Raw genomic sequence first — 23279 nt, forward strand, 5'->3', positions numbered from 1 at the left:
GCTGCCCCGGGCGCTCTGGTGCCGCTACTCGGTCCCTCCCGCCCGGGATCGGGCGGGAGGGGTGCCGTCAGGCCTCGACGCTGTCCTTGCGGGCGTCGTCCCCGGCCTCGGCGGCGGCCTGCCGCTCCTGCTTCTTGGAGGCGATGAGGCTGGTGATCGTGGTGATCACCAGGACGCCGCAGATGACGCCCAGCGAGACGGGGATGGAGATCTCGGGGACGTGCACCCCGTTCTCGTGCAGGGCGTGCAGGACGAGCTTCACGCCGATGAAGCCGAGGATCACCGACAGGCCGTAGCTGAGGTGGACCAGCTTCCTGAGGAGTCCGCCGATGAGGAAGTACAGCTGGCGGAGGCCCATCAGGGCGAAGGCGTTGGCGGTGAAGACGATGTACGGGTCCTGGGTGAGGCCGAAGATCGCCGGGATGGAGTCCATCGCGAAGAGCACGTCGGTGGTGCCGATGGCGAGCATGACGACCATGAGCGGCGTCATGATCTTCTTGCCGTTCTTCTTGACGAACAGCTTCGTGCCCTCGTACCGGTCCGAGACGCCGAACTTCTTCTCGATGGACTTCAGGAGGCGGTTCTCCTCCCAGTCCTCTTCCTCCTCGTCGGCGCGGGCCTCCTGGATGAGCTTCCAGGCGGTGTAGATGAGGAACGCGCCGAAGATGTAGAAGACCCACGAGAAGTTGGCGATGACCGCGGCACCGGCGGCGATGAAGATCGCGCGCAGGACCAGCGCTATCAGCACACCGAACAGCAGCACGCGCTGCTGCAGGTGTGAGGGGACCGAGAACTTCGCCATGATCAGGATGAAGACGAAGAGGTTGTCCACGGAGAGGGACTTCTCGGTGATGAAGCCGGCGAAGAACTCGCCGGACGCCTGGCTCTCGCCCGCGATGAGCAGGCCGAGCCCGAAGAGCGCCGCGAGGACGATCCAGACGACCGTCCAGATTCCGGCTTCCTTGATCGACACGTCATGGGGCTTGCGCCCGATGAAGAAGTCGACCGCGATCAGGGCACACAGACCGAGAACGGTCGTCACCCACAGGGTCATTGAAACGTCCACTGCGCCTCCGGCGTCGTACGGCTACTGATCAGCGTCGTCGCTGCCGGAGGTCTCTTCCACCCGAGGCGGTCGCCGCCATGAGTCGGGCCGACGCCCCGGGACCGATGGCGGTCCGTATTGACGGGTACGTCGCAGCCGGGAGTACTCCCCTCCGCAGGTAGAAGCGTACGCGAAATACCAAGCATTGGTAAAGGAGACGGCAAACAAGAGCCAAAAGGCCTGGTCAGGGCGGTAAAAAAGTCGCTTTGACGTCAACGCCCGCCGTTGCGCCGGGCCGTCGCGATCCGGTCGAGGAGCTGCCGCAGGATCTGGCTGTTCGACGGGATCACCGGCGGGTCGTACGTCCATGTGTGCCCGACCCAGGGGTCGGCGAGGTGGTCGTCGGGCACCGGCGTCAGCCGCAGCAGCGCACGCCACAGCGGGTCGAGCAGCGGGCCGTACGCCGCGGCGTCCTCGCGGTCGGCGACCATCATGAGGTGGACGCCGACGGCCGGCCCCTCGTCCGCGAGGTAGCGCAGCTGCGTCACGGCCCGGTCGTCAAAGCCGTGCGGGAAGTCGTTGACGATCAGGAGCTGCTCGGCGATGTCCAGATCCGGCGGCAGCGCGTCGGCGGCGCCCCCGCGGACGGCCATCTGGACCAGGTCCACGCGCTGGGTGAGCCCGCCGAGGACGTCCGCGACACCGGCCGCCCCGGTGGCCGGGGGCCCGGCGAGCACACCGGCGTCCACGAGCGGCGCGAGCGAGGACGCGGCGGCGCCCGCCGCGTCGATGACGTGCACCTGGAACTCGCCCGCCGGATACGCCGCGAGGAGCCGCGCCGCGTGCGCGACGGCGGTGTCCATGGCCAGCCTGCGCAGCTCGGCGGGGTCGGTGAAGGCGTTGGTGAGGGCTTTGCCGCTGTCGATCCACAGGCCGCGCTCAAGCGGCAGCCGGACGAGCATCGGGATGCGCAGGTCGACGCGCTCGGGCAGATGGAGGTCGCCGAGGCGCAGCGCCATGGGGATCTCCATCGGCGCGCGGTAGGCGTGCCAGGCGGGGCTGCTCCACGACGCGTACGCCGGGGGCAGGGCGGGCTCGACCACCTCGGCCTCGGCGGCGAGCTGGGCGAGGTCGCGGTCGAGGGCGGCCCTGGCCCGGGCGACGAGGTCGGCGTGCTTGGCGCGGGCGCTCTCGCGTGCGGCGTCACCGGCGCCGCCGATGCGGCCGCGCGGGTCGGAGAGGACCTTGTCGAGCTCCTGCTCCATGCGGGAGTCGGCGAAGTCGACAGCGCTGCGGTACGCCGCCGTGGTGCGGGCCAGGTCCTCGAACATGCCCCACACCTGGTTGTAGAGCCGCTCCTCCATGGACCAGCCGGTGGCGTCGCCCGCGACCGGCTGGGCGTGCTCGCCGGGGCGGGCCGGGGGCACGGTGGGCGCGGGCGGCGGGGGCGCGGTGGTCTGGCGCCTCGGGTGCGCGTAGTTGACGGGCCCGCCGCTCGGCTGGTCGGCGGGGGCGAGGGGCGTGTCGTCGCCGGGCTGTCGCGGGGGGCGGCTCTGCCCGACGTCGGGGTGGCCGTCGGGCTGCGGGGCGGGGTGGCCGTCCTGGCCCTGGGACGCGGTGCGCACCCGGGTGCCGTCGGCGGGGCGGGGCGGCGGGGCGGCCACGGAACGGGCCAGGCCCTTGGCGACCGCTTCGTTGATCGCGGCGGCCAGCTCGCGGGCCTCGGACAGGCCTTGGTCGATGAGCATGTCGGCGAGGCCGCCCGCGTATCCCTGACCGACGGCGCGGACCTTCCAGGCGCCCTGGCGGCGGTAGAGCTCCAGGGCGACGACGGCGGACTCGGCGTCCAGGTCGGTGATGGTGTAGCTGGCGATCTCGGTGCCGTCGAGTCCGGTGACCGCGACGAAGGGGGCGGCGAGGGCGCGGAACGTGGCCGGGCCCTCGACGCCGACGGGCAGCGCGAGCAGGACGCTGACGCGGTGGACGGTGTCCTGGAGCGCGCCGAGGTCGACGGCGAGGCGGTGGTCGGCGGCCGCCTGCTTGGACACCTCAAGGCCCGGCAGGTTGGGCGAGCCGGGGTGGGCCACCCATTCCACGCCGTGGACCCGGCCCCGTTCGTCGCCGAGCGTGGCGCCCGCGACGACGGGCCGGCCTGCCGACACGCGGATCTCCAGGCGGGTCCCGGGAAGCGGGTGGTTCTGCCCCCGCACCAGCTCGGCCGTCATCGCGTTCGTTCCCCCTTGTACGTACGGATGGTGCTTGTGGTGCTCGTGGTGCTTTACAGGTGCGGCAGGATCGACGGCATCAGGTCCTGGAAGGTACGGCCGTTGGCCGGGGTGCCGATGGCGGTCATCTGCCAGCCGGCGCCCGAGCGGTGGACCTTCGCCATGATCTGCGCGGTGTACTGGCCGCCGCCGTCCAGGGTGTAGCGCGCGAGCTCCTGGCCGTTGGTCTCGTCGACGAGGCGGCAGAACGCGTTCTGCACCTCCTGGAAGGTCTGACCGGTGAACGAGTTCACCGTGAAGACGATCTGGTCGATGTGGACGGGGATCCGCTGGAGGTCGACGAGGATCGCCTCATCGTCCCCGCCCGCGCCGACGCCGCCCACGAGGTTGTCGCCGGTGTGCCGCACGGAGCCGTCGTCGCTGACCAGGTGGCGGAAGAACACGACGTCCACCGGCTGCTTGTCGGCGAACAGCACCGCCGAGGCATCCAGATCGACCTCACGGGTCCGCGAGCCGAACAGACCGCGGCGCGGAGCCGCCTGCCACCCCAGTCCCATGCGCACCGCGGTCAGGGCGCCCCCGTCGTCCTTCTGCAGGCTGATGGCCTGACCCTTGGTCATGTTGACCGTCACGCGCTGTCCCCTCTCGAACTGCCTGGGCAACCGCCTCTTGCGGTTGCCCAGCACCTTATGCACTCCGACCTGCGAAGCAGCAGTCCGGGCCGTACTTTGTGGCGGCTTTGCAACAGACCGGGCAGTACGCCGTTTCCCGCGCCCCAGGCGTGCTCTCCGGGCCCTGCCGTCACAGCCTCACGCCGGCCTCAGGCCTGGCCCGCCTCCCGCATCTGCCGCAGCTCCTTCTTCATCTCCGACACCTCGTCGCGCAGCCGGGCCGCGATCTCGAACTGCAGGTCGGCGGCGGCCGCGCGCATGCGCTCGGTCATCTCGTCGATCTGCTCGGCCAGTTCGGCGGCGGGGCGGTTCGTCGGGACGGTGTCCGCGCCCTTCTTGCCCTTCGCCTTGCCCTTGGCGGGCGCGGCGGCCTTGCCGGCCTTGGCCGCGTCGCCGCCGAGCGAGGGCACGGGGGCCTTGCCGGCCTTCGCCTTGCGGTAGTCGGAGCCGAGGAGCTGCTCGGTGTCGACTTCCTCGCGGGCGATCTGCGACACGATGTCGTTGATCTTCTTGCGGAGGGGCTGCGGGTCGATGCCCTTCTCCTTGTTGTACGCGATCTGCTTCTCCCGGCGCCGGTTGGTCTCGTCGATGGCCTTCTCCATCGCCGGGGTGATCTTGTCCGCGTACATGTGGACCTGGCCCGAGACGTTGCGCGCCGCGCGGCCGATGGTCTGGATCAGGGAGGTGCCGGAGCGCAGGAAGCCCTCCTTGTCGGCGTCGAGGATCGCCACGAGGGAGACCTCGGGGAGGTCGAGTCCCTCGCGGAGGAGGTTGATGCCGACCAGGACGTCGTACTCCCCCGCCCGCAGTTCGCGCAGGAGCTCCACGCGGCGCAGGGTGTCGACGTCGCTGTGGAGGTAGCGGACCTGGATGCCGAGCTCCAGGAAGTAGTCCGTGAGGTCCTCGGCCATCTTCTTGGTGAGCGTGGTGACCAGGACGCGCTCGTCCTTCTCGACGCGCGTGCGGATCTCGTGCACGAGGTCGTCGATCTGGCCCTCGGTGGGCTTGACGACGACTTCGGGGTCGACGAGGCCGGTGGGGCGGATGATCTGCTCGACGAAGCCGTCGCCGCGCGAGAGCTCGTACTTCCCCGGGGTCGCCGAGAGGTAGACCGTCTGCCCGATGCGGCCGAGGAACTCCTCCCACTTCAGGGGGCGGTTGTCCAGGGCCGAGGGCAGCCGGAAGCCGTGGTCGACGAGGGTGCGCTTGCGGGAGGCGTCGCCCTCGTACATCGCGCCGATCTGCGGGACCGTGACGTGCGACTCGTCGAGGACCAGGAGGAAGTCCTCCGGGAAGTAGTCCAGGAGGGTGTTGGGGGCGGTGCCCGGGGCGCGGTCGTCGAAGTGCATCGAGTAGTTCTCGACGCCGGAGCAGGAGCCGATCTGGCGGAGCATCTCCAGGTCGTACGTCGTGCGCATGCGCAGGCGCTGGGCCTCCAGCATCTTGCCCTGCTTCTCCAGCTCGGCGAGGCGCTCGGTGAGCTCCTTCTCGATGCCGGTGACCGCCTTCTCCAGGCGCTCGGGACCCGCTACGTAGTGCGACGCCGGGAAGACGTACAGGTGGTCGTCGTCGCTGATGACCTCGCCGGTGAGCGGGTGCAGGGTGGAGAGCGCCTCGATCTCGTCGCCGAACATCTCGATGCGCACGGCCAGCTCTTCGTAGACCGGGAAGATCTCGATGGTGTCGCCGCGGACGCGGAAGGTGCCGCGGGTGAACGCCAGGTCGTTGCGCGTGTACTGGATGTCGACGAAGCGGCGCAGGAGCTGGTCGCGGTCGATCTCCTCGCCGACCTTGAGGGGGACCATGCGGTCCACGTACTCCTGCGGGGTGCCGAGGCCGTAGATGCAGGAGACGGAGGCGACCACGACCACGTCGCGGCGGGTCAGCAGCGAGTTCGTGGCGGAGTGGCGCAGGCGCTCCACCTCCTCGTTGATCGAGGAGTCCTTCTCGATGTACGTGTCCGACTGCGGGACGTACGCCTCGGGCTGGTAGTAGTCGTAGTACGAGACGAAGTACTCGACGGCGTTGTTCGGCAGGAGCTCGCGGAACTCGTTCGCCAGCTGGGCGGCCAGTGTCTTGTTCGGCGCCATCACGAGGGTGGGGCGCTGGAGCTTCTCGATCATCCACGCGGTGGTGGCGGACTTGCCGGTGCCGGTCGCGCCGAGCAGGACGACATCCTTCTCACCTGCGCGGATGCGCCGCTCGAGGTCGGCGATGGCGGTCGGCTGGTCGCCGCTGGGCTGGTACGGACTGACGACCTCGAAAGGTGCCACCGTGCGTTCGATCTTGGATACGGGCCGCATGGAATCAACCGTACGACTCCGCACTGACAACGGGGCGGGACCGGCTGACGGGCGGCGCCCCGATTCGGTGCCGCGGGGCGCGGCCGGGCTCACCAGTTCTGCGGGGTCCTGGAGCCGGGGCGGGTGCGGGAGCGGGGCCGGGTCCTGCGGCGGGAGACGGGCACGTGGCGGTCGCCCGAGCGCGGGACCGGGTAGGCCTGCCGGGTGCGGTTGCCGTTCGCGGGGTTCCTGACGTCGGCCTGGCCGCCCATCACCATGAGCGGGTCGAACATCACGATGACGCCCGCGAGGAGCAGGAAGGCGAGGGGGCCGATCATCATGGGCGCGAGGATCTCGGCGGGCGAGTCGCCGGGCGGGGCGGCGCCCGAACCGTGCAGATGGACGCTGAGGCCCGCCATGCCCATGTAGTGCATGCCGCTCACGGCCAGCCCCATGACGAGGCTGGCGCCGAGGCTCCACAGGATTCCCCTGACCTGTCCGGCCGCCCAGAGCGCGGCGGTCGCGGCGACCATGGCGATGACCACGGACGCGGCGACGGTCAGGGTGTTGTACTCCAGCGTCCCGCGAAGACGCATACCGGCCATTCCCAGGTAGTGCATCGTGGCGACGCCAAGCCCCGTGATCGTCCCGCCGGTGAAGAGAGCGGTGCCCGTCGCGCCGCGGTAGCCGACGATGAAGATCCCGATGCCGACCATGACGATGGCGACGGCGAGGCTCGCGAAGGTCAGCGCCTTGTCGTAGTGGATCGGGGCCTCCTCCACGGTGAAGCCCATCATCGCCACGAAGTGCATGGTCCAGATCCCGGAGCCGATCGCGGCCGCGCCGAGTGCCAGCCAGCCGGGTCGCCAGGAGTGCTCCACGAGGAGCGATCTGGTCGTGCAGCGCAGTCCGAGCGCCCCTCCCAGGCACGCCATGAGGTAGGCCACCACCGGTGTGACGACTCCGTAGCTGAACCCGTCGACCGTGCCCTGCATGCCCGGTAGCCCTTCCGCCTGGTGTGACCAAATGCCCTGAATACGCCCCATGCACCCCCGTCCGGCGGCCATCTGAAAGACCGTCGGCTGAGGCTGAGAGTAAAGCTCAGCCCGGAACGTAAGAACGATTTTCCGGCAAAGAATCGCCATCCCCACGCGCGGGTTCCTTGTCTTTGACGACTCCGTTCAACCTGTGGCCATCCTGCACCTGTCTCCCGTTGGCCGTGGACTGTCACTCTCAAGCGGTCCGCGATCACACGACGCGAGGAGTACCCGTGTACGCACGTGCTGCCGCCACCACCGCTGCCCTCCTGGGAGCCGGTGCACTCGTCCTCCCCACCGCCACCGCCACCGCGCAGACCCCGGCGCCGAGCACCGTCCGGCACGACCAGCCGCTGGTCGTCGCCCACCGCGGCGCGTCCGCCTACGCCCCGGAGAACACCTTCGCGGCCATCGACAAGGCCCGCGACATGGGGTTCCGCTGGGTCGAGAACGACGTCCAGCGCACCAAGGACGGCGAGCTGGTGATCATGCACGACGACACCCTGAAGCGGACGACGAACGTCGAGGAGCTCTACCCCGACCGCGCCCCCTGGAAGGTCAAGGACTTCACGGCGGCCGAGATAGCCAGGCTCGACGCGGGCAGCTGGTTCAGCGAGAAGTACGCGGGTCAGCGCGTGCCGACCCTCAAGCAGTACATGCGGCGGGTCTCGCACAACCACCAGAAGCTGGTCTTCGAGTTCAAGAAGCCCGAGCTGTACCCCGGCATCGAGAAGCAGGGCCTGCGGATCCTGCGCAACGAGGGCTGGCTCGACAAGCACCATGTGAAGAGCAAGCTGGTCATCCAGAGCTTCAGCGCGGACAGTGTGAAGACGGTGCACAAGCTGCGGCCCGACGTGAAGACCGGTTTCCTCGGCACTCCCTCGGTCGCCGAGCTGCCCGCCTACGCACGCTTCGCCGACCAGATCAACTCGTCGCACACGACCATCTCGGCCGCGTACGTCTCCGCGATCCACGCCCTCAAGGGCCCGCACGGCAAGCCGCTGGAGATCTTCACGTGGACCGTGAACGACGCCGCGAACGCCAAGCGGGCCGCGGGCTTCGGCGTGGACGGGATCATCACCAACACGCCGGACGTCGTGCGCGAGGCACTGCGCGACGACTGACCGCGCCGCCCGTCGGCGACTGACGGCGTTGTCAGTGGGCGGTCGTACGGTGTCGTCATGAACGCCACTGCGCAGGACCGGCGTACGGCCGCCGTGTGGACCGTCGTCGACAGCGACATCGGACCGCTGCTGCTCGCCGCGACCGGCGAGGGACTGGTCACCGTGGGTTTCCACGCCACGGAGGCCGTGCGCGAGAAGACCCTGGACCGGCTCGGCTCCCGCCTGGGCGCCGAGCCGGTCCTCGCGCCGGACTCACCGCTGCTCGCCGAGGCGATACGCCGGCTCGGGGAGTACTTCGCGGGCGAGCGGCACGACTTCGAGCTGCCGCTCGACTGGTCCCTGGTCACGGGCTTCAACCGGCAGGTGCTGCGCGAACTCGCGACCGGCGTGCCGTACGGCGCGGTGGTGGGCTATGGGGACCTCGCCCGCCGCGTCGGCAGTCCGGGCGCGGCCCAGGCCGTGGGACTCGCCATGGGCGCCAATCCGCTGCCGGTCGTGGTGCCGTGCCACCGTGTGGTGGAGAGCGACGGCGGGATCGGGGGTTTCGGGGGCGGTCTGGAGACCAAACGGCAGCTGCTCGCCCTGGAAGGGGTGCTTCCCCAGCCACTGTTCTGACCGCGGCCTGGCCGACGGTTCTCTGTTTCGGGCGTGCGAACGCCCTGGCAGACTGCGTCAGTGACTTCGACCGTCGACGCCCCTGACATACCCGGCCCGGAGGCGCTCGCCGCCCTGCGGCGCCGCACGAACGCGGTACTGATCGCCAGTCAGATCCTGGGAGGTCTGGGGGTGCCGATCGGCATCGCCCTGGCCCCGATGCTGGCCGCCGACGTGAGCGGGACGGAGGCGCTGTCCGGCCTCGCGCCGACGGCCTCCGTTGCGGGCACGGCCGTCCTCTCGCTGCCGCTCGCCGCACTGATGAACGCGCGCGGACGCCGCGCAGGACTCGTCCTCGCCTATGTGATCGGCGCGCTGGGCGCGGGACTCGTCGTGCTCGCCTCGGTCGCCGAGAGCTTCCCGCTGCTGCTGCTCGGCATGGCGGCCTACGGCGCGGGCTCGCTGGCGACGCTGCAGGCACGGTTCGCCGCGGCCGACCTCGTGGAGCCCGACCGGCGCGGGCGGGCCATCTCGCACGTCATCTGGGCCACGACGGTCGGCTCCGTCCTCGGGCCGAACATCTCCGCGCCCGCGAGCCGGGTCTTCACCGACACCTCGATCCCCGAGGAGGCGGGACCCTTCCTCTTCGCCGCCGGGATCTTCGCGGCAGCCGCCGTAATGGTGGCGGTGCTGCTGCGCCCCGATCCGCTGCTCACGGCCCGCGCGCTGGCGCCCCAGGAGAGCGGGACCGCGCAGAGCCGCTCGCTGAAGGCCGGCATCGCCGCGGTGGCCGCATCGCCGATGGCACGTCTCGCCCTCGTCACGGTGGCCGCCTCGCACACCGTGATGGTCTCGATCATGGTGATGACCCCGGTCGACCTGGGGCACCACGGGGCGAGCCTGCAGCTGGTCGGCCTGGTCATCAGCGGCCACATCGCGGGCATGTACGCGTTCTCGCCGGTGATGGGGTGGCTCGCCGACCGGTTCGGCAGGCTCTCCGTGATCGGACTCGCGGTGGGGCTGCTGTGCTGCGCCGCGCTGCTCGCCGGCACGGCGGGGCCCAGCCACGGCCAGACCGCCGCCGGGCTCTTCCTGCTGGGCCTCGGCTGGTCCGCGGGCCTGGTCTCCGGCTCGGCGCTGCTCACCGACTCGGTGCCGCCGCCCGCGCGGGCGGCCGTGCAGGGGCTCTCGGACCTGACGATGAACGCGGCGGCGGGCATCGGCGGCGCCGCCGCGGGTCTGATCGTCGCGCGCGCCGGTTACGGCTGGCTCAACCTGATCGGCGTCTGCGTGCTGCTGCCGATGGCCGCGCTCGCCGTGCGGCGGGCTCTCAAGAAGGCGTGAGCTCCGGGCACGGTGCGGGGCGGGCGTGAGACGGGGTCACGGGAGCGTGATGTGGTACGCCTTGCGCAGCGTCTCGTGCACCGTCCACGTGGTGCGGTCGCCCTCGCGCAGCACGGCCGCGTCGCCCGGGCCGATCTCCAGGGTGTCGCCGCCCTCGACCGCGACGGTGGCGCGGCCGCTGACGACCACGAAGAGTTCGTTGGCCTCGGTGTCGGTGACCACGCCCGGCGTGATCTGCCAGATGCCGCGCAGCTGCTTGCCGTCGGCGGACTCCCACAGCACCTTGCCGGTCACCACCGGGTCTCCGGAGACGATCTGCGCCGGATCGAGCGGCTCGACCTCCAGCTCGACATCCGGAATGTGCACGGCAAAAGACGGAACAGTCTGATCATTCGTGGTCATGGCCGGTCACCCTAGCCCGGGGCCCGGCGGACCCTCGGCAGCGGGGGTTTGACGGGAGGCACCGCCCGCCAGGGATGAGGAGGAGACCCGACAGGCAGGAGGCAGGCCCGTGCTGGTGGTGTCCGAAGAGGTGCGGAGGGCGGTCGCGGAGCGCCGTCCCGTGGTGGCCCTGGAGTCCACGATCATCGCGCACGGCCTGCCGCGGCCGCGCAATCTCCAGGTGGCCGAGGAGCTCGAAGCGGTCGTACGGGACGAGGGTGCCGTACCCGCGACGATCGCCGTACTGGACGGGGTGCCGCGCGTCGGCCTGACCAAGGATCAGCTCCAGCGCATCGCAAACGACGACGGCATCCGCAAGCTGGGCCACCGCGACCTGCCCCTCGCCGTCGCGACGGCCGCGAGCGGGGCCACGACGGTGTCGGCGACGGCGCTGCTCGCCGCACGTGCGGGCGTGCGCGTGTTCGCCACGGGCGGGCTCGGCGGGGTGCACCGGGAGTGGTCCCAGTCGCAGGACGAGTCGGCGGACCCGGGGCTGCTCGCCCGCACGCGGATCGCGGTGGTGTGCGCGGGCGTGAAGTCGATCCTGGACGTCGGGGCGACGCTGGAACGCCTGGAGACGCTGGGTGTCGCCGTGGCGGGGTACGGGACCGACCGCTTCCCGGGCTTCTATCTCGCCGACTCCGGGCACCCGGTGGACTGGACGCTGCGCACGCCCGGCGAGGTCGCCGAGGTGATACGGGCCCAGGACGCGCTCGGCGGCCCCGATTCGGCGCTCATCGTGGCCAATCCGGTGCCGCGCGCCGAGCAGCTCGATCCCGCGCTCCACGCGCGCGTGCTCGCCGAGGCGCTGGCGGCGTGCGAGGAGCAGGGCATCACGGGGCAGGCGATCACGCCGTTCCTGCTCGGCGAGTTGGTGCGGCGCACCGGGGGCGCGTCACTGGAGGCAAACCTCGCGGCGGTCCGCGGCAACGTGCGCCTCGCGGGGCGGGTGGCGACGGCCTGGGCGGAGCGTTGAGCGCGGGGGCCGGGGTGTCGGGCGTGGAGGGTGGTGGGGTGGGCTCGGGTGCGTTGTTGGTCGTCGGGGACGTCGTCACCGACATTGTGGCCCGGCACCGTGCACCGCTCGCGCCGGGCACCGATACGGTCGCGGCCATCCGCACCGTGCCGGGTGGCGCGGGCGCCAACGTGGCGTGCTGGGCCGCGTATCGGGGCTGTCCCGACGTACGGCTCATCGGCCGGGTCGGCGCCGACTCGGCGGCCTGGCACGAGGCGGCTCTCACGCGCGCGGGCGTACGGTCCCGGCTCGTCGTCGACGCGGAGGCGCCGACGGGGACGGTGATCTGTCTGGTGGACGGGGGCGCCGCGGCGGAGCGGACGTTCCTCACGGACAGCGGTGCCGCGCTGCGCCTCTCCCCCGCCGACTGGTCGCCCCGGGACCTCGACGGCGTGGCCCTCTTGCACCTCTCGGGCTACCTGTTCTTCGCGGAACCGAGTCGGGCGGCGGCCCGCGCGGCACTGTCGGGCGCCCACGCGCGTGGAGTGCCGGTGAGCGTGGATCCCGCGTCGGCGGGGTTCCTCGCGGAGACGGGGCCTGAACGGTTCCTGTCGGCGGTGGACGGAGTGGCGGTCCTGCTCCCCAGCCGGGACGAGGCGGAACTGCTCACGGGCCTGCCCGACCCGGAGGACGCGGCAGCCAAGCTGAGCCACCAGTTCCCGACGGTGGTCGTCAAACTGGGCGCGGAGGGAGCCCTGGTGGCCCGGAACGGCGAACTCCCGCACCGCGTACCCGCACCCCCCGCGCGGGCCCGCGACACGACGGGCGCGGGCGACGCCTTCACCGGCGCGTTCCTGGCCGCCCGCCTGACCGGCGCGGACCTGCGCGAAGCGGTGTCTCAGGGATGCGAGGCGGGGGCCCGAGCGGTGGAACTGACCGGCGGCAGACCCCCGGACCCGGCGACGGCGGCGTAACCCGGAGCCATCACGTAGGGCGCCCGTCCCCGCGCTCTCCTACGCCTTCCTCCCCCAGGCCGAGACCAGCGGTGCCGTCGTCAGGTCCAAGGCTCCTGTTGCCGTCGTCGACAGGTGGTGGTCGATGTCCTCGGGTGTGGCCAGGCCCGCCGCGGTGAGGTCCGGGCGCAGGTGCTGGAGCGTGGCCGTTTCGAGGGCCGCGGCGGCCGGGGAGGCCAGCGGGAAGTACACGTCGGACGCCACCTGGCGCAGCCCCGCGTCGCGCAGGAGGCGGGGCAGCCGGCGGCCGTACGCGAGGTCCGTGCCCCGCTCCGTGCGGAGTGCGTGCACCCCGCGGCGCAGCCGGTTCGCCGCCTCCTGGGCGGGACCGTGCTCGTCGGGGCAGGCCAGCGGCTGGAGCGCGAAGTCCGGCTCCTCGATGAGGAGTCTGCCGCCGGGCCGCAGCGCCCTGAGCATCGACGCCAGCGCCCGCTCCCGGTCGGACACATCGGCGAGGACGAGCCGCGCGTGCACGAGGTCGAAGCCGCCGACGGGCGGCGGGTCGGCCGCGATGTCGTGGATCCGCACCTCCAGCGGCGAGCGCGCGGCCCGCGTCTGCCAGGAGATGTCGATGTCGGTCGCGAGGACCCGCCCCGTGGGCCCGACCCGCTTGGCGAGCCAGGAGATCACGGACGTACCGCCCGCCCCGACCTCCCAGCAGCGCCAGCCCGGCCCGATGCCGAGGCGTTCCACGTGCCCGAAGGTCGTGGCGTCGAAGAGCGCGGCGAAGGCGTCGGAGCACGACCGCGCCCCGGACGACCGGGAGTCGGAGAGCTGACGGTGGTCGGAGAGCTGACGGGGGCCTGCGTACTGCCGGGGGTCGAGGAGATGACCGTCGATTCGCGTCATGCCGAGATCATCCCAGTTGTCCCGCTTCCTCCCGGGAGGCAGAACCGGACAACACGGAACGGAGTCCTCCGTTCCCCCAGGCCTTGGCGTGCCGTCGGACCGTACTGGCAGACTGGCACGCCAAATCGTCGGTGCGAGGAGCCCACATGTCGATGGCAGGCAATCTGCGCAAGGTGACCGGCCTGCGCAAGGTCGGCGGCCTGCGCGGGGTCGGCGGTCTCCGGAAGGTCGCGCGGCTGGCCCGCCGCGGCACACGGGTCGATTTGAGCCACCCGGCCCGTTCCCCGCTGGGCTCGTCGGTGGTGAACTGCGTGACGTACCGGGAAGGGGTGCGCCAGCCGCCCGGCCGCGACCTGGTCGAGTCGGTGGAGCGCATCCGCAAGACCGGTGACGGCTTCGTCTGGCTGGGTCTGCACGAGCCGACGGAGGACGAGTTCGCCGACATCGCCGACCTCTTCGGCCTGCACCCCCTGGCCGTCGAGGACGCGGTCCACGCCCACCAGCGCCCGAAGGTGGAGCGGTACGACCAGACGCTGTTCGCCGTCTTCAAGACGGTCTGCTACGTGGAGCACACCGAACTGACCGCGACCAGCGAGGTGGTGGACACCGGCGAGATCATGGTCTTCGTCGGCCGGGACTTCGTCATCACGGTCCGGCACGGCCGGCACGGCTCGCTCGGGCCGATGCGCGAGGAGCTCGAAGCCTCGCCCGAGCAGCTCGCCCAGGGCCCGGCGGCCGTACTGCACGCCCTCGCGGACCACGTGGTGGACGACTATCTCGCGGCGACGGACGCCGTGCAGTCGGACATCGACCAGGTCGAGACCGACGTGTTCGCCCCGGACGGCGCCCGGACCGACCCCGGCCGCATCTACCAGCTCAAGCGCGAACTCCTGGAACTGAAGCGGGCGGTGGTGCCGCTCGGCCGCCCGCTCCAGGTGCTCGCCACCCAGCCGATGCGCGTCATCGCCCCGGAGATACAGGCGTACTTCCGGGACGTCGACGACCACCTGAAGCGGGCCACCGAACAGATCGCCGCCTTCGACGAGTTGCTCAACTCGATCCTCCAGGCGCACCTGGCCCAGGTGACGGTCGCACAGAACGAGGACATGCGGAAGATCACCGCATGGGCGGCCGTCATCGCGGTGCCGACCATGGTGTGCGGCATGTACGGCATGAACTTCGACCACATGCCGGAGCTGCACTGGCGGTTCGGCTATCCGCTGGCCATGTCGTTGATCGTGGTGGCGTGTGTGGCGCTGTACCGCGGTTTCCGGAGGAACGGCTGGCTCTGAGCCGGACCCCCTTGCCCGGCAGATCCGCCGACGTCACCCCTTGGCGTACACGCTCTCGACCCAGCCCGCGAGCTGGTCGTCGGTGAGGTGGACGGCCAGGTCGGCCTCGCTGATCATGCCGACGAGCCGCTTGTTCTCGATCACCGGCAGCCTGCGGATCCGGTGGCCCTGCATCTCCCGCAGGACCTCGTCGACACCGGCGCCCGCATCGATCCAGCGCGGGGTGCCCTTGGCCATCTCGCCCGCGGTGATCTTGGACGGGTCGTGTCCCATCGCCACACAGCCGACGACGATGTCGCGGTCGGTGAGGATGCCGCAGAGCCGTTCGTTCTCGTCGCTGATGGGCAGGGCCCCCACGTCGAGTTCCCTCATCAGCTGCGCGGCGCGGTCCAGGGTCTCGTGCTTCGGGATCCACTGGGCACCCCGGTGCATGATGTCTCCGGCGGTGGTCATCACTGCCTCCCGTTGCCGGGCGGTGTCCGGAGCGGCGACGCGAGGGCGCGCCTGGTCCCGGCACCGTCCATTGTCCCGGCGGGCGGATCGTCACGCATCCGGAGTCGTGCTGTCATCCCCTCCACGTCATCTCCTCCACGCCGGATGCCGCGGGTCGTCCGCGCGTACGACCACATCGGCGGTCGCCGCGGGGTCGACCTCCGACTCGTACCGCTCGAAAGCGGGCAGCGTCCACCGCTCGCCCTCCGGCGTGCGCCGCGCCAGGGCGCCGGGCGAGAGCCGCACGTGCAGGGTCAGGTCGAACGGGAACCAGTGGCCGAGGAGCAGCGGACCGTGCAGCAACAGGACGCCGCCGGGCGGCAGCCTTACGTACGGGCTCCGGGTCGCCCGGTCGGCCACCGGGTCCCACAGGTCGGGCAGGACCTGCCCCGTGCCGCCGGGGTCGAGCGGCCCGAAGACCTCGCGCCACAGGGCGCCGGTGTCGAACCACCCGCTGTAGTACGCCTCCACGTCCTCGTGGCCGTACTCGAAGCGCAGCGACGCGGGTCGCAGGAAGCCCTCCGTACCGACCACGAGGGCGCTCCGGCCCCGCAGCCGCAGCGCGTCGGCCACCCGGTGCGCCAGCTCGCCGGTGCCGCCCGCGCCGTCGGCCGGCGCCCCGTCCACGGCGACGCGCGGCCAGGAGCCTCCGTCGGCCGGCTTCAGGTCGAGCAGCCGGTCGGCGAGTGTGTCGGCCAGTCGTTCCCAGGTGATCGGTTCGAGTCGCACGGGCCCATGATGCCGCGCGGGGGCGGAGGCACGGCTTCGCGGGGAGCGGTGCCGCTTCGCAGGGAGCGGCCCCGGGGATGAACAGGGCATGGCAGGCCCACCCGACACGTCCGCGGCCCCCGCCGGGCCCCTGGTCATCCAGCCCCTGAAGCGGCGGCACTGCGCGGAGTGCGGCGTCGGACCGCTCACGCTGCTCACCCTGGAGGGCGGCGGACCGCGCTGCCTGGACTGTGCCGACCTCGGGCACCTCGTGTACCTGCCGCGCGGCGACACCGCGCTGACCCGGCGGGCCCGTGAGGGCAGCGGGCTCGCGGCGGTGGTCGTCCGGTTCCACCGGCGCCGCGGGCGGTACGAGCGGCAGGGCGTCCTCGTCGAGGAGGCGGCGCTCGCCCGCGCCGAGCAGCGCTGCCTCGCGGACGCGGAGGCGCGGGCACGGCGCCGGGTCCGGGACGCGGCGCGCCGGGCCGCGGAGGACGTGCGGTTCACGGAGGCGTTCGCCGCGGAGATCCACCGGCTCTTCCCCGGCTGCCCCCTGGACCGCGCCCGCGCCATCGCCGCGCACGCGTCGGTGCGGGGCAGCGGCCGGGTGGGGCGGAGCGCGGCGGGGCGGGCCCTGTCGAAGGGGGCGGTGACGGCGGCGGTCACGGCGGCGGTGCGCCACACGGCAACGCCCTACGACCAGCTGCTGATGAGCGGAGTGCCCCGCGGGGAGGCACGCCGCCGGATAGCCGCCGCGGTGGATTCGACCCTGCGCGCGTGGCGCGCACCGTGACACACGCTCGGTGGGAGACGACGGCGCATGCGGCCGCGAGCATCGCGTATGGCCTTCGAAGAGCTGCGGCAATTGACTTGTGGTGACGGGGTGAAGCCCTGGAGGATCACTCGCCCCGCCCACCATCCGGCGCAACCGCCGCAGGCCTCACGGGAGTTGTCATGATCGACGGACCGTACTTCGTGCTCACCGTGCTCGGGGCGCTCGCCTGCGGCCTCGCCGCCGGGGTCTTCGCCGCGTTCTCGACCTTCGTGATGAAGGGTCTCGCCGCGCTGCCACCGGCGCAGGGCATCGCCGCGATGAACCGCGTCAACGTCGCCGCGGTCGCCCCGGCCTTCATGGCGATATTCCTCGGCGCGACGGGGCTGTGCGTGGTGCTGGCCGTGGTGACGTTCGTGCTCTGGCCCGACGAGGGCACCGTCGAGCTGCTGCTCGGCAGCGCGCTCTACGTCGTCGGCTCGTTCGGGGTGACCGTCGTGGCGAACGTTCCGCGCAACGACGCCCTCGCGAAGGTGGACCCGGACAGCGCGGAAGGCGCCGCGTACTGGCGTACGTACGTCCGTGAGTGGACCGTGTGGAACCACGTCCGCACCGGCGCGTCGCTCGCCGCGACGGCGGCCTTCATCCTGGCCCTGACCTGACCGGCGACCGGTGACCGGTCGCCGCGAAGAGGACGCGCGTCAGGGCTTGCGCGCCACCGCTCCGTACCCCGGCGTGGGGCCGTCCGCCGACTCCGGTGTCCACTCGCCCAGTTCCGGCTTCCAGCGGTCGAGCACCGCCACGCCGGGCGCCACCAGCTCGTACCCCTCGAAGAAGCGTTCCACCTCGGCCTGCGTGCGCAGCGCCAGCGTCATCCCGCGCGCCTTGTACAGCTCGCCGGCCTGTTTCGCCGTCTCCGGGGTGAAGTCGGACGTGCCGTGCGACAGCATCAGGTGGCTGCCGGCGGGCAGCGCCCGCATCAGCCGGTCCACCAGGTCGTACGCGCCGTCCTCGTCCGCGATGAAGTGCAGCAGCGCGACGAGGCACAGGGCGACGGGCCGTTCGAGGTCGAGGACCTTCGCGGCCTCTGCCAGGATTCTCTCCGGCTCGCGGAAGTCCGCCTGGATGTACTCGGTGACGCCCTGCGGCGTCGAGCGCAGCAGCGCCTCCGCGTGGGCGAGGACGATGGGGTCGTTGTCGCAGTAGACGATCCGGGACTCGGGGGCGATTCCCTGGGCGATCTGGTGGAGGTTCGGCTCGGTCGGTATGCCGGTGCCGATGTCGAGGAACTGCCGCACGCCCTGGGAGGCGAGCCACCGGGTGGCGCGCTGCATGAACGCGCGGTTGGCCCGCGCCGTCGTCAGGACCCGCCCGTCCATCGCGACGAGCTGCCGGCCCATCTCCTCGTCCACGGGGTAGTTGTCCTTGCCCCCGAGGAACCAGTCGTACATCCGTGCGGGGTGCGGCTTGCTGGTGTCGATGTACGACGAGTCGGTCATGCGAACTCCAAGAGGGCGACGACGGCGGGGACCCGGAGACGTACCGCGGCTACGACAGCAGGAAGTCCGCCTCGCCGGCCTTCGCGCCCTGGATGAACGCGTTGATCTCCCCGTGGGTGTAGATGAGCGCGGGACCGTCGGGGTCGGCGGACTGGCGCACGGCGACGCGCCCGTCGTCCAGCTTCATGGCTTCCAGGCAGTTGCCGCCGTTGCCGCCGCTCCAGGGCTTGTGCCAGCCCTCGGTGCCCAGGTCGCGGGCGGGCATGCCGTTGTAGATCCGGGACTCCCTGATCTCACTGCGCGAGTCGTCGCGGGCCCCGGGTGAACGCGGACCGGCAGGGCGCGTTCCGGATCGGTGTCGGTCCATGTCACAGCTCCTTGCGGAGGTCCCGGAGGAACTCCTTCGTGCGTTGTGCGGTGGCGGCCTGCGCCGCCATGCGGTCCATGACCTCCAGGTGGGTGGCCACCTCTGTGCGCGCGTCGAGGTAGACGGCGCCGGTCAGGTACTCGCTGTAGACCATGTCGGGCAGTTCCGCCATGGCGAAGCGGAAGAGCACGAACGGTCCGAACGTGCCGGGATGCGGGCCCGCCGCGAAGGTCGCGACCTGCAGGGTGACGTGGGGCAGTTCGGCGGCTTCGAGGAGCCGGTCGACCTGGTCCCGCATCAGGTCCGCGTCGCCGACGGGCCTGCGCAGCGCGGTCTCGTCCATCACCACCCACAGGCGGGGCGCGTCCTCACGGGTGAGCAGCGCCTGACGCTCCATCCGGAGCGCCACGTACCGCTCGATGTCCGCGGGCCGGGTCTGGCCGATCGCGCCGGAGCGCATCACCGCTCGCGCGTACTCCTCGGTCTGCAGGAGTCCCGGCACGAAGTGGGGTTCGTACGACCTGATGAGGCTCGCGGCCCCCTCCAGGCTGACGTACATGCTGAACCAGTTCGGCAGGATGTCGTGGAACCGCTGCCACCAGCCGGGCTTGTTGGCCTCTTCGGCGAGCATGACGAAGGCGTCGGCCTCGTCGTCCGCGACTCCGTACGACTTCAGGAGCAGCTGGAGGTACGGGATCTTCAGCGCGACCTCGGCCGTCTCCATCCGCCGGACGGTGGCGGGGGCGACGCGCAGGATCTTCGCCGCTTCCTCGCGTTTCAGACCCGCGCCCTCGCGCAGGTCCTGCAGGCGACGACCGAGAACGACCTGGCCGACGGTCGGCGCGGACCGCGGTTCGCTCACGTCTCCTACCTCCACCTGACTCCGCGTTGCCTCAACTCACACCGCACCGCGAGCTGTAGCGAGCAGTGTGCCATGCGCCGTCTCGGAGGAACACGCCACTGTGCACTTTTCAGAGTGGGTCTTGCCAAGGTGTTCGGGGCGGGGCGATAGTGGAGAGCGTGACTCCGCCCGCGCCGTTACGAACCGAAGCCACCGAAGGCCGTCCTGGCGATCTCGCCGAGGCGTGGCCCGAGGGCGCCGAGGTATGCGTCAGTTTCGCCCTCGCACCTCGTCCGGGCTCCGTCGCACAGGCCAGACGCCTGATGCGGACGCAGCTGGACGGGTGGTCGGTGCGCGACGACGACGCCTGCGACGCGGCGGCACTCGTTATCTCCGAACTGGTCACCAATGCCGTGGTGCACACCGCGAGCCGGCGGATCATCTGCGAGCTCTGCGCGGATTCGGAGAAGCTGCGCATAGCCGTACGTGACGAAGGCTGCGGTTCAGGGATGCCGCGCCCGGTGCACAGGGGGGCCGACGATGAGCACGGGAGGGGATTGCTTCTCGTCGACGCGGTGAGCAGCGCGTGGGGCGTCCACGAAGCGGGGCCCGATATCGGGCGCACGGTGTGGGCGGAGTTGCGGCGGACGGCGCCGTCGGTGACGACGACAGCGGCGGCGTACGCGTAGAGGCACGGAACGGAACGATCGAGCGTGGCAGTTGCAGGGGCAGTGACAGTGGCTGCGGAGGCAGTGGCACGGGCGGGGGGCATGTGAGCGCGGGTACGGTGCGGCCGTTGGACTTGAACACCTTGGTCCGTCTGTCGCGACGGCGGCAGCGCGCCGGGAGACGACCGGCACCGCGGCCCCTGCGGCTCGACCTGCCCGAGGGGATGACCGAGCCGCTCGGCTGCGACGCGGTGACGGTGCCCGCGGCCCTGGGCCCCGGACTGATGTCCCGGCTGCCCCGGGTGGGGTGTGTGTACGAGGACGGGGCGCGGTGGTGGTGGATCGTGCCGGCGGACTCCGACGTGGCGATGGAGTGGCCGGCGCCGGTCGCGTACTCGGCGGGGGCGGTGGTGCGGGACGCGGACTGTCGTCCGGTGCTCATCAACCGTCCTGCGGACGACGTTCCCTATACGCCGCCGATTCCGTTGTATCTGGCGCTGTGCCGGGTCACGGGGACGGTGCCGGGGTGGTCCCGGGCCCTCACGGTGTAGCTCCGCCGGGTTCGGGGCGGCTGGGGGGGGCGTCGCACGTCTGCGGGTGCGTGGGGGCTTGTCGCGCAGTTCCCCGCGCCCCTGGGTGGGCCTGCTTGCTCGGCGCTTGAAGGGGTGCGTCCCTGGGTGGGTCTAGGCGGCCGGTGCCATCGTCTTGGTTTCGTTCGGTGCGCGCACGATCACCAGGAAGGCGTCCGACGCGAGGTCCATGACGACCTCGGCGGGCTGGCCCTCCTGCCGTCGGTTCCGTGCGAACTCCTCCGCGGGCCACGAGCCGCGCGGTCCGCCCGCGGGAAAGCGTTCCAGTACCACTCGTCCGTTCATCATGATCCCTGTCCCCCGTCGTCGTTCCGTCGCGCGCGCCGTCGTTGCGTGCGCCGTATCGAAGAGAACGCGTGGGACGGTCCCATGGATGCGCGACGTGACGGAATCGAGACGGAGTCGGGGCATTTCCCAGGGTTCTCCCCGGGGGGACGGCCCGGTCACCGCTCAGTCGTCGTACTCGTCGTGGTACCGGACCCGTGCGCTGCCCGCCGGCGCCCCGAACACCGACGCGCGGCCCGCGGGTCGCTCCCACTCCTCCTGCCGGCCGAGCGCGGTGAGGTCGAGGAGGCTCGTGGTGGAGCCGATGCCGTCCAGGCCGCGGGCGAACGTCGCGTACGTGTGGAAGATCCGGTCGCCGTACCGCAGGAAGCAGTTGATCGCGGGCACGTCGTGCGGCTCCTCGGTCGAGGACGCGAGGAAGTCGTAGTTGAAGTCGCCGCCGTTCGTCGAATACCAGGGCACGGTCCAGCCCATGCGGGCCTTGAACGTCAGCAGCTTGGTGAACGGCGCGCGGGACACGGCGACGAAGTTCGTGTTGCGGGCCCGCAGGTGCGCGAGGTGCCCGATCTGGTCGAGGAAACCTGAGCAGCTTCGGCAGCCCGCGTCCCACTCCGGGGCGAACATGAAGTGGTAGACGATCAGTTGGTCCCTGCCGTCGAAGAGGTCGAGCAGGGTCGCTTTCCCGTCGTAACCGTCGAAGTAGTACTCCTTGTCGACCTCGACCATCGGCAGGCCGCGCCGCTCGGCGTTGAGCGCGTCACGCGCGCGCGTGGCGGCCTTCTCCTTGGCCAGCAGCTCCGCACGCGCGGTGAGCCACTCCTCGCGCGTGACGATGTCCGGAAGTCCCATGGTGTGTCTCCTCCACCCGTCGGGCGCGTACGTCCTCGATACGGCTTCGATACGTCTGCGAAGGGTGGACCGGCGGGCTTCGCGGAACTCATCGCTCGCGGGCGAAGAAGTTCCGGAGAACTTTCAGAACGTCACGGGGAGTTCCCGCAGCCCCCTGGAACGCATCGACGGACGCCACCGGATCTCGTCCCTGGGAACGGCGAGGGCGAGGCGCGGGAAGCGCTCGACGAGGGCGCCGACCGCGATCTCGGTCTCCAGCCGGGCGAGAGGCGCGCCGAGGCAGTGGTGGATGCCGTGGCCGAGGGCGACGTGTCCGGCCGTGGCACGGTCGAGGTCGAGGCGGTCCGGGTCGGGGAAACGGCCGGGGTCGCGGTTGGCGGAGCCGAGCGAGAGCAGCACGGTCTCGCCCGCGGGCACGGTGACGCCCGCGATCGTGATGTCCTCCACGGGGAAGCGGCGGATGGCGAGGGGCGCGGGTCCGTCGTAGCGCTGGAACTCCTCGACGGCGGCGGGGAGTCGGCCGGGGTCGTCGCGCAGCGCGGCGAACTGTTCCGGGTGGTCGAGGAGTGCGAGGGCGGCGTTGCCGATGAGGTGGACGGTGTTCTCGTACCCGGCGAAGAGGATGAGGAAGGCGAGCGACATCAGCTCGTCCTCGCTCAGCCGGTCCCCCGCGTCCCGGACCGCGACCAGGTCGGAGAGGAGGTCGTCGGCAGGGTGCCGCCGCTTGTCGGCGAGGAGCCCGGTGAAGAAGCCGAGCAGGGCGACGACGGCGTGCTTCGCCTTCTCCGGGTGGGCGGGGTCGGGTGACAGGAGGGCGTCGGTCCACTCGCGGAAGTCGCGTCGGCCGTCGTCCGGCACGCCGAGGAGGTCGCAGATGACGGTGATGGGCAGCGGCGCGGCGTACGCGGCGACGAGGTCTGCGTGGCCGAGCGGCTCGACGGCGTCGAGGAGTGCGTCGGCGGTACGCCGGATGGGGACGCGCAACTGTTCGACGCGGCGCCGGGTGAAGGCACGGCCGACCAGGCTCCGGATGCGGGTGTGGTCCGGCGGGTCCATGTTGAGGAGGTTCGCGTCGAGGGCGGGCGGCAGGGCGAGGCCGCGGTAACCGCCGGGCAGGGCATGGCTCTTGTCGAGCGAGAGCAGCGGGTTCGCGAGGGCCTCGCGGACGTCGTCGTACCGGGTGACGAGCCAGGCGGGCCTGCCGTCGGTGCCGACGGTGCGGTGCACGGGGGCGGTGTCGCGGAGCCGCGCGTACGTGGCGTAGGGGTCGTCGACGATCCCGTGGGCGGGGTCCTGGTATTGGTCTCGGTCTTGAGTGCTCGTCGCCATGCGTCCC

Annotated in this window: 25 protein-coding genes; 10 read left to right on the top strand and 15 right to left on the bottom strand. The window is 71.4% G+C overall.

Annotated features, from left to right (window positions below; all coding sequences use genetic code 11):
• Positions 1–67: 67 nt before the first annotated feature.
• The 5 genes from DEJ49_RS08205 to DEJ49_RS08225 all read right to left on the bottom strand — a co-directional run bounded on the left by DEJ49_RS08205 (position 68) and on the right by DEJ49_RS08225 (position 7218).
• The gene (locus tag DEJ49_RS08205; RefSeq protein ID WP_150183504.1) at positions 68–1066 is read right to left on the bottom strand and encodes a TerC family protein; all 999 of its coding nucleotides are present in this window, start codon (positions 1064–1066) and stop codon (positions 68–70) included.
• Between the two features lie 251 nt (positions 1067–1317).
• Positions 1318–3270: a TerD family protein gene (locus DEJ49_RS08210; RefSeq protein WP_150183505.1), complete on the bottom strand. Its 1953-nt coding sequence runs from the start codon at positions 3268–3270 to the stop codon at positions 1318–1320.
• 53 nt (positions 3271–3323) lie between these two features.
• Positions 3324–3902 (bottom strand): TerD family protein, encoded by a 579-nt coding sequence (locus tag DEJ49_RS08215; RefSeq protein WP_150183506.1) that lies wholly within the window; start codon positions 3900–3902, stop codon positions 3324–3326.
• 188 nt (positions 3903–4090) lie between these two features.
• Complete coding sequence (gene uvrB, locus DEJ49_RS08220; RefSeq protein ID WP_150183507.1) at positions 4091–6244, bottom strand: excinuclease ABC subunit UvrB; 2154 nt, start codon at positions 6242–6244, stop codon at positions 4091–4093.
• An 89-nt stretch (positions 6245–6333) separates the two neighbouring features.
• Positions 6334–7218 carry an MHYT domain-containing protein gene (locus tag DEJ49_RS08225; protein WP_150183508.1) on the bottom strand — a complete coding sequence of 295 codons (885 nt, stop codon included), beginning with the start codon at positions 7216–7218 and terminating at the stop codon, positions 6334–6336.
• A 275-nt stretch (positions 7219–7493) separates the two neighbouring features.
• Between DEJ49_RS08225 and DEJ49_RS08230 the strand changes: the two genes are divergently transcribed.
• From DEJ49_RS08230 to DEJ49_RS08240, 3 genes are read left to right on the top strand one after another with little or no spacing between them, the layout of a single operon-like run.
• Entirely contained in the window at positions 7494–8384 is an 891-nt protein-coding gene (locus tag DEJ49_RS08230) for a glycerophosphodiester phosphodiesterase family protein (protein ID WP_150183509.1), read from the top strand.
• Positions 8385–8441: 57 nt separating this feature from the next.
• Positions 8442–8999: a methylated-DNA--[protein]-cysteine S-methyltransferase gene (locus DEJ49_RS08235; protein ID WP_150183510.1), complete on the top strand. Its 558-nt coding sequence runs from the start codon at positions 8442–8444 to the stop codon at positions 8997–8999.
• Between the two features lie 60 nt (positions 9000–9059).
• Positions 9060–10322: an MFS transporter gene (locus DEJ49_RS08240; protein WP_150183511.1), complete on the top strand. Its 1263-nt coding sequence runs from the start codon at positions 9060–9062 to the stop codon at positions 10320–10322.
• Between the two features lie 36 nt (positions 10323–10358).
• Here the strand turns inward: DEJ49_RS08240 and DEJ49_RS08245 are convergent, their stop codons facing one another.
• A complete protein-coding gene (locus DEJ49_RS08245) occupies positions 10359–10724 on the bottom strand; it encodes a cupin domain-containing protein (protein WP_150183512.1) in 366 nt (121 codons plus the stop codon).
• Between the two features lie 109 nt (positions 10725–10833).
• Here DEJ49_RS08245 and DEJ49_RS08250 point away from each other — a divergent pair, with 109 nt between their 5' ends.
• The gene (locus tag DEJ49_RS08250) at positions 10834–11739 is read left to right on the top strand and encodes a pseudouridine-5'-phosphate glycosidase (protein ID WP_150183513.1); all 906 of its coding nucleotides are present in this window, start codon (positions 10834–10836) and stop codon (positions 11737–11739) included.
• Between the two features lie 23 nt (positions 11740–11762).
• A complete protein-coding gene (locus tag DEJ49_RS08255; protein ID WP_223832768.1) occupies positions 11763–12692 on the top strand; it encodes a carbohydrate kinase family protein in 930 nt (309 codons plus the stop codon).
• Between the two features lie 39 nt (positions 12693–12731).
• Here the strand turns inward: DEJ49_RS08255 and DEJ49_RS08260 are convergent, their stop codons facing one another.
• Positions 12732–13580: a methyltransferase domain-containing protein gene (locus DEJ49_RS08260; RefSeq protein WP_150183514.1), complete on the bottom strand. Its 849-nt coding sequence runs from the start codon at positions 13578–13580 to the stop codon at positions 12732–12734.
• A gap of 146 nt (positions 13581–13726) precedes the next feature.
• Here DEJ49_RS08260 and DEJ49_RS08265 point away from each other — a divergent pair, with 146 nt between their 5' ends.
• Positions 13727–14872, top strand: coding sequence for a magnesium and cobalt transport protein CorA (locus DEJ49_RS08265; RefSeq protein WP_150183515.1), 1146 nt, complete (start codon positions 13727–13729; stop codon positions 14870–14872).
• Between the two features lie 33 nt (positions 14873–14905).
• Here the strand turns inward: DEJ49_RS08265 and DEJ49_RS08270 are convergent, their stop codons facing one another.
• Both DEJ49_RS08270 and DEJ49_RS08275 read right to left on the bottom strand, forming a co-directional pair.
• On the bottom strand, positions 14906–15325 hold the full coding sequence (locus DEJ49_RS08270; RefSeq protein WP_150183516.1) for a CBS domain-containing protein: 420 nt from the start codon (positions 15323–15325) through the stop codon (positions 14906–14908).
• Between the two features lie 126 nt (positions 15326–15451).
• On the bottom strand, positions 15452–16093 hold the full coding sequence (locus tag DEJ49_RS08275) for a uridine kinase (protein WP_150183517.1): 642 nt from the start codon (positions 16091–16093) through the stop codon (positions 15452–15454).
• A gap of 88 nt (positions 16094–16181) precedes the next feature.
• On the opposite strand from DEJ49_RS08275, the gene DEJ49_RS08280 reads away from it, so the two are divergent.
• Both DEJ49_RS08280 and DEJ49_RS08285 read left to right on the top strand, forming a co-directional pair.
• On the top strand, positions 16182–16865 hold the full coding sequence (locus tag DEJ49_RS08280; protein WP_150183518.1) for a DUF2293 domain-containing protein: 684 nt from the start codon (positions 16182–16184) through the stop codon (positions 16863–16865).
• Between the two features lie 161 nt (positions 16866–17026).
• Positions 17027–17506, top strand: a complete 480-nt coding sequence (locus DEJ49_RS08285) for a DUF1772 domain-containing protein (RefSeq protein ID WP_150183519.1) — start codon at positions 17027–17029, stop codon at positions 17504–17506.
• 39 nt (positions 17507–17545) lie between these two features.
• Here the strand turns inward: DEJ49_RS08285 and DEJ49_RS08290 are convergent, their stop codons facing one another.
• The 3 genes from DEJ49_RS08290 to DEJ49_RS08300 all read right to left on the bottom strand — a co-directional run bounded on the left by DEJ49_RS08290 (position 17546) and on the right by DEJ49_RS08300 (position 19572).
• Positions 17546–18343 carry an SAM-dependent methyltransferase gene (locus tag DEJ49_RS08290; RefSeq protein ID WP_150183520.1) on the bottom strand — a complete coding sequence of 266 codons (798 nt, stop codon included), beginning with the start codon at positions 18341–18343 and terminating at the stop codon, positions 17546–17548.
• 49 nt (positions 18344–18392) lie between these two features.
• A complete protein-coding gene (locus DEJ49_RS08295; protein WP_223828681.1) occupies positions 18393–18608 on the bottom strand; it encodes a DUF397 domain-containing protein in 216 nt (71 codons plus the stop codon).
• A 103-nt stretch (positions 18609–18711) separates the two neighbouring features.
• Positions 18712–19572, bottom strand: a complete 861-nt coding sequence (locus DEJ49_RS08300; RefSeq protein ID WP_150183521.1) for a helix-turn-helix domain-containing protein — start codon at positions 19570–19572, stop codon at positions 18712–18714.
• 158 nt (positions 19573–19730) lie between these two features.
• Between DEJ49_RS08300 and DEJ49_RS08305 the strand changes: the two genes are divergently transcribed.
• Together DEJ49_RS08305 and DEJ49_RS08310 are read left to right on the top strand one after the other, a co-directional pair.
• Positions 19731–20240 carry an ATP-binding protein gene (locus tag DEJ49_RS08305; protein ID WP_223832769.1) on the top strand — a complete coding sequence of 170 codons (510 nt, stop codon included), beginning with the start codon at positions 19731–19733 and terminating at the stop codon, positions 20238–20240.
• Positions 20241–20347: 107 nt separating this feature from the next.
• Positions 20348–20770, top strand: coding sequence for a hypothetical protein (locus tag DEJ49_RS08310; protein WP_223832770.1), 423 nt, complete (start codon positions 20348–20350; stop codon positions 20768–20770).
• Positions 20771–20902: 132 nt separating this feature from the next.
• Here DEJ49_RS08310 and DEJ49_RS08315 read toward each other — a convergent pair whose 3' ends face one another.
• From DEJ49_RS08315 to DEJ49_RS08325, 3 genes are all read right to left on the bottom strand, one after another.
• Complete coding sequence (locus DEJ49_RS08315; RefSeq protein WP_150188112.1) at positions 20903–21094, bottom strand: hypothetical protein; 192 nt, start codon at positions 21092–21094, stop codon at positions 20903–20905.
• 165 nt (positions 21095–21259) lie between these two features.
• The gene (locus DEJ49_RS08320; protein ID WP_150183524.1) at positions 21260–21943 is read right to left on the bottom strand and encodes a DUF899 domain-containing protein; all 684 of its coding nucleotides are present in this window, start codon (positions 21941–21943) and stop codon (positions 21260–21262) included.
• 123 nt (positions 21944–22066) lie between these two features.
• On the bottom strand, positions 22067–23272 hold the full coding sequence (locus DEJ49_RS08325; protein WP_150183525.1) for a cytochrome P450 family protein: 1206 nt from the start codon (positions 23270–23272) through the stop codon (positions 22067–22069).
• Positions 23273–23279 lie beyond the last annotated feature (7 nt).

Origin of the sequence: Streptomyces venezuelae, assembly GCF_008642335.1 — a bacterium.
In the GTDB taxonomy this organism is placed as follows: Bacteria; Actinomycetota; Actinomycetes; order Streptomycetales; family Streptomycetaceae; genus Streptomyces; species Streptomyces venezuelae_F.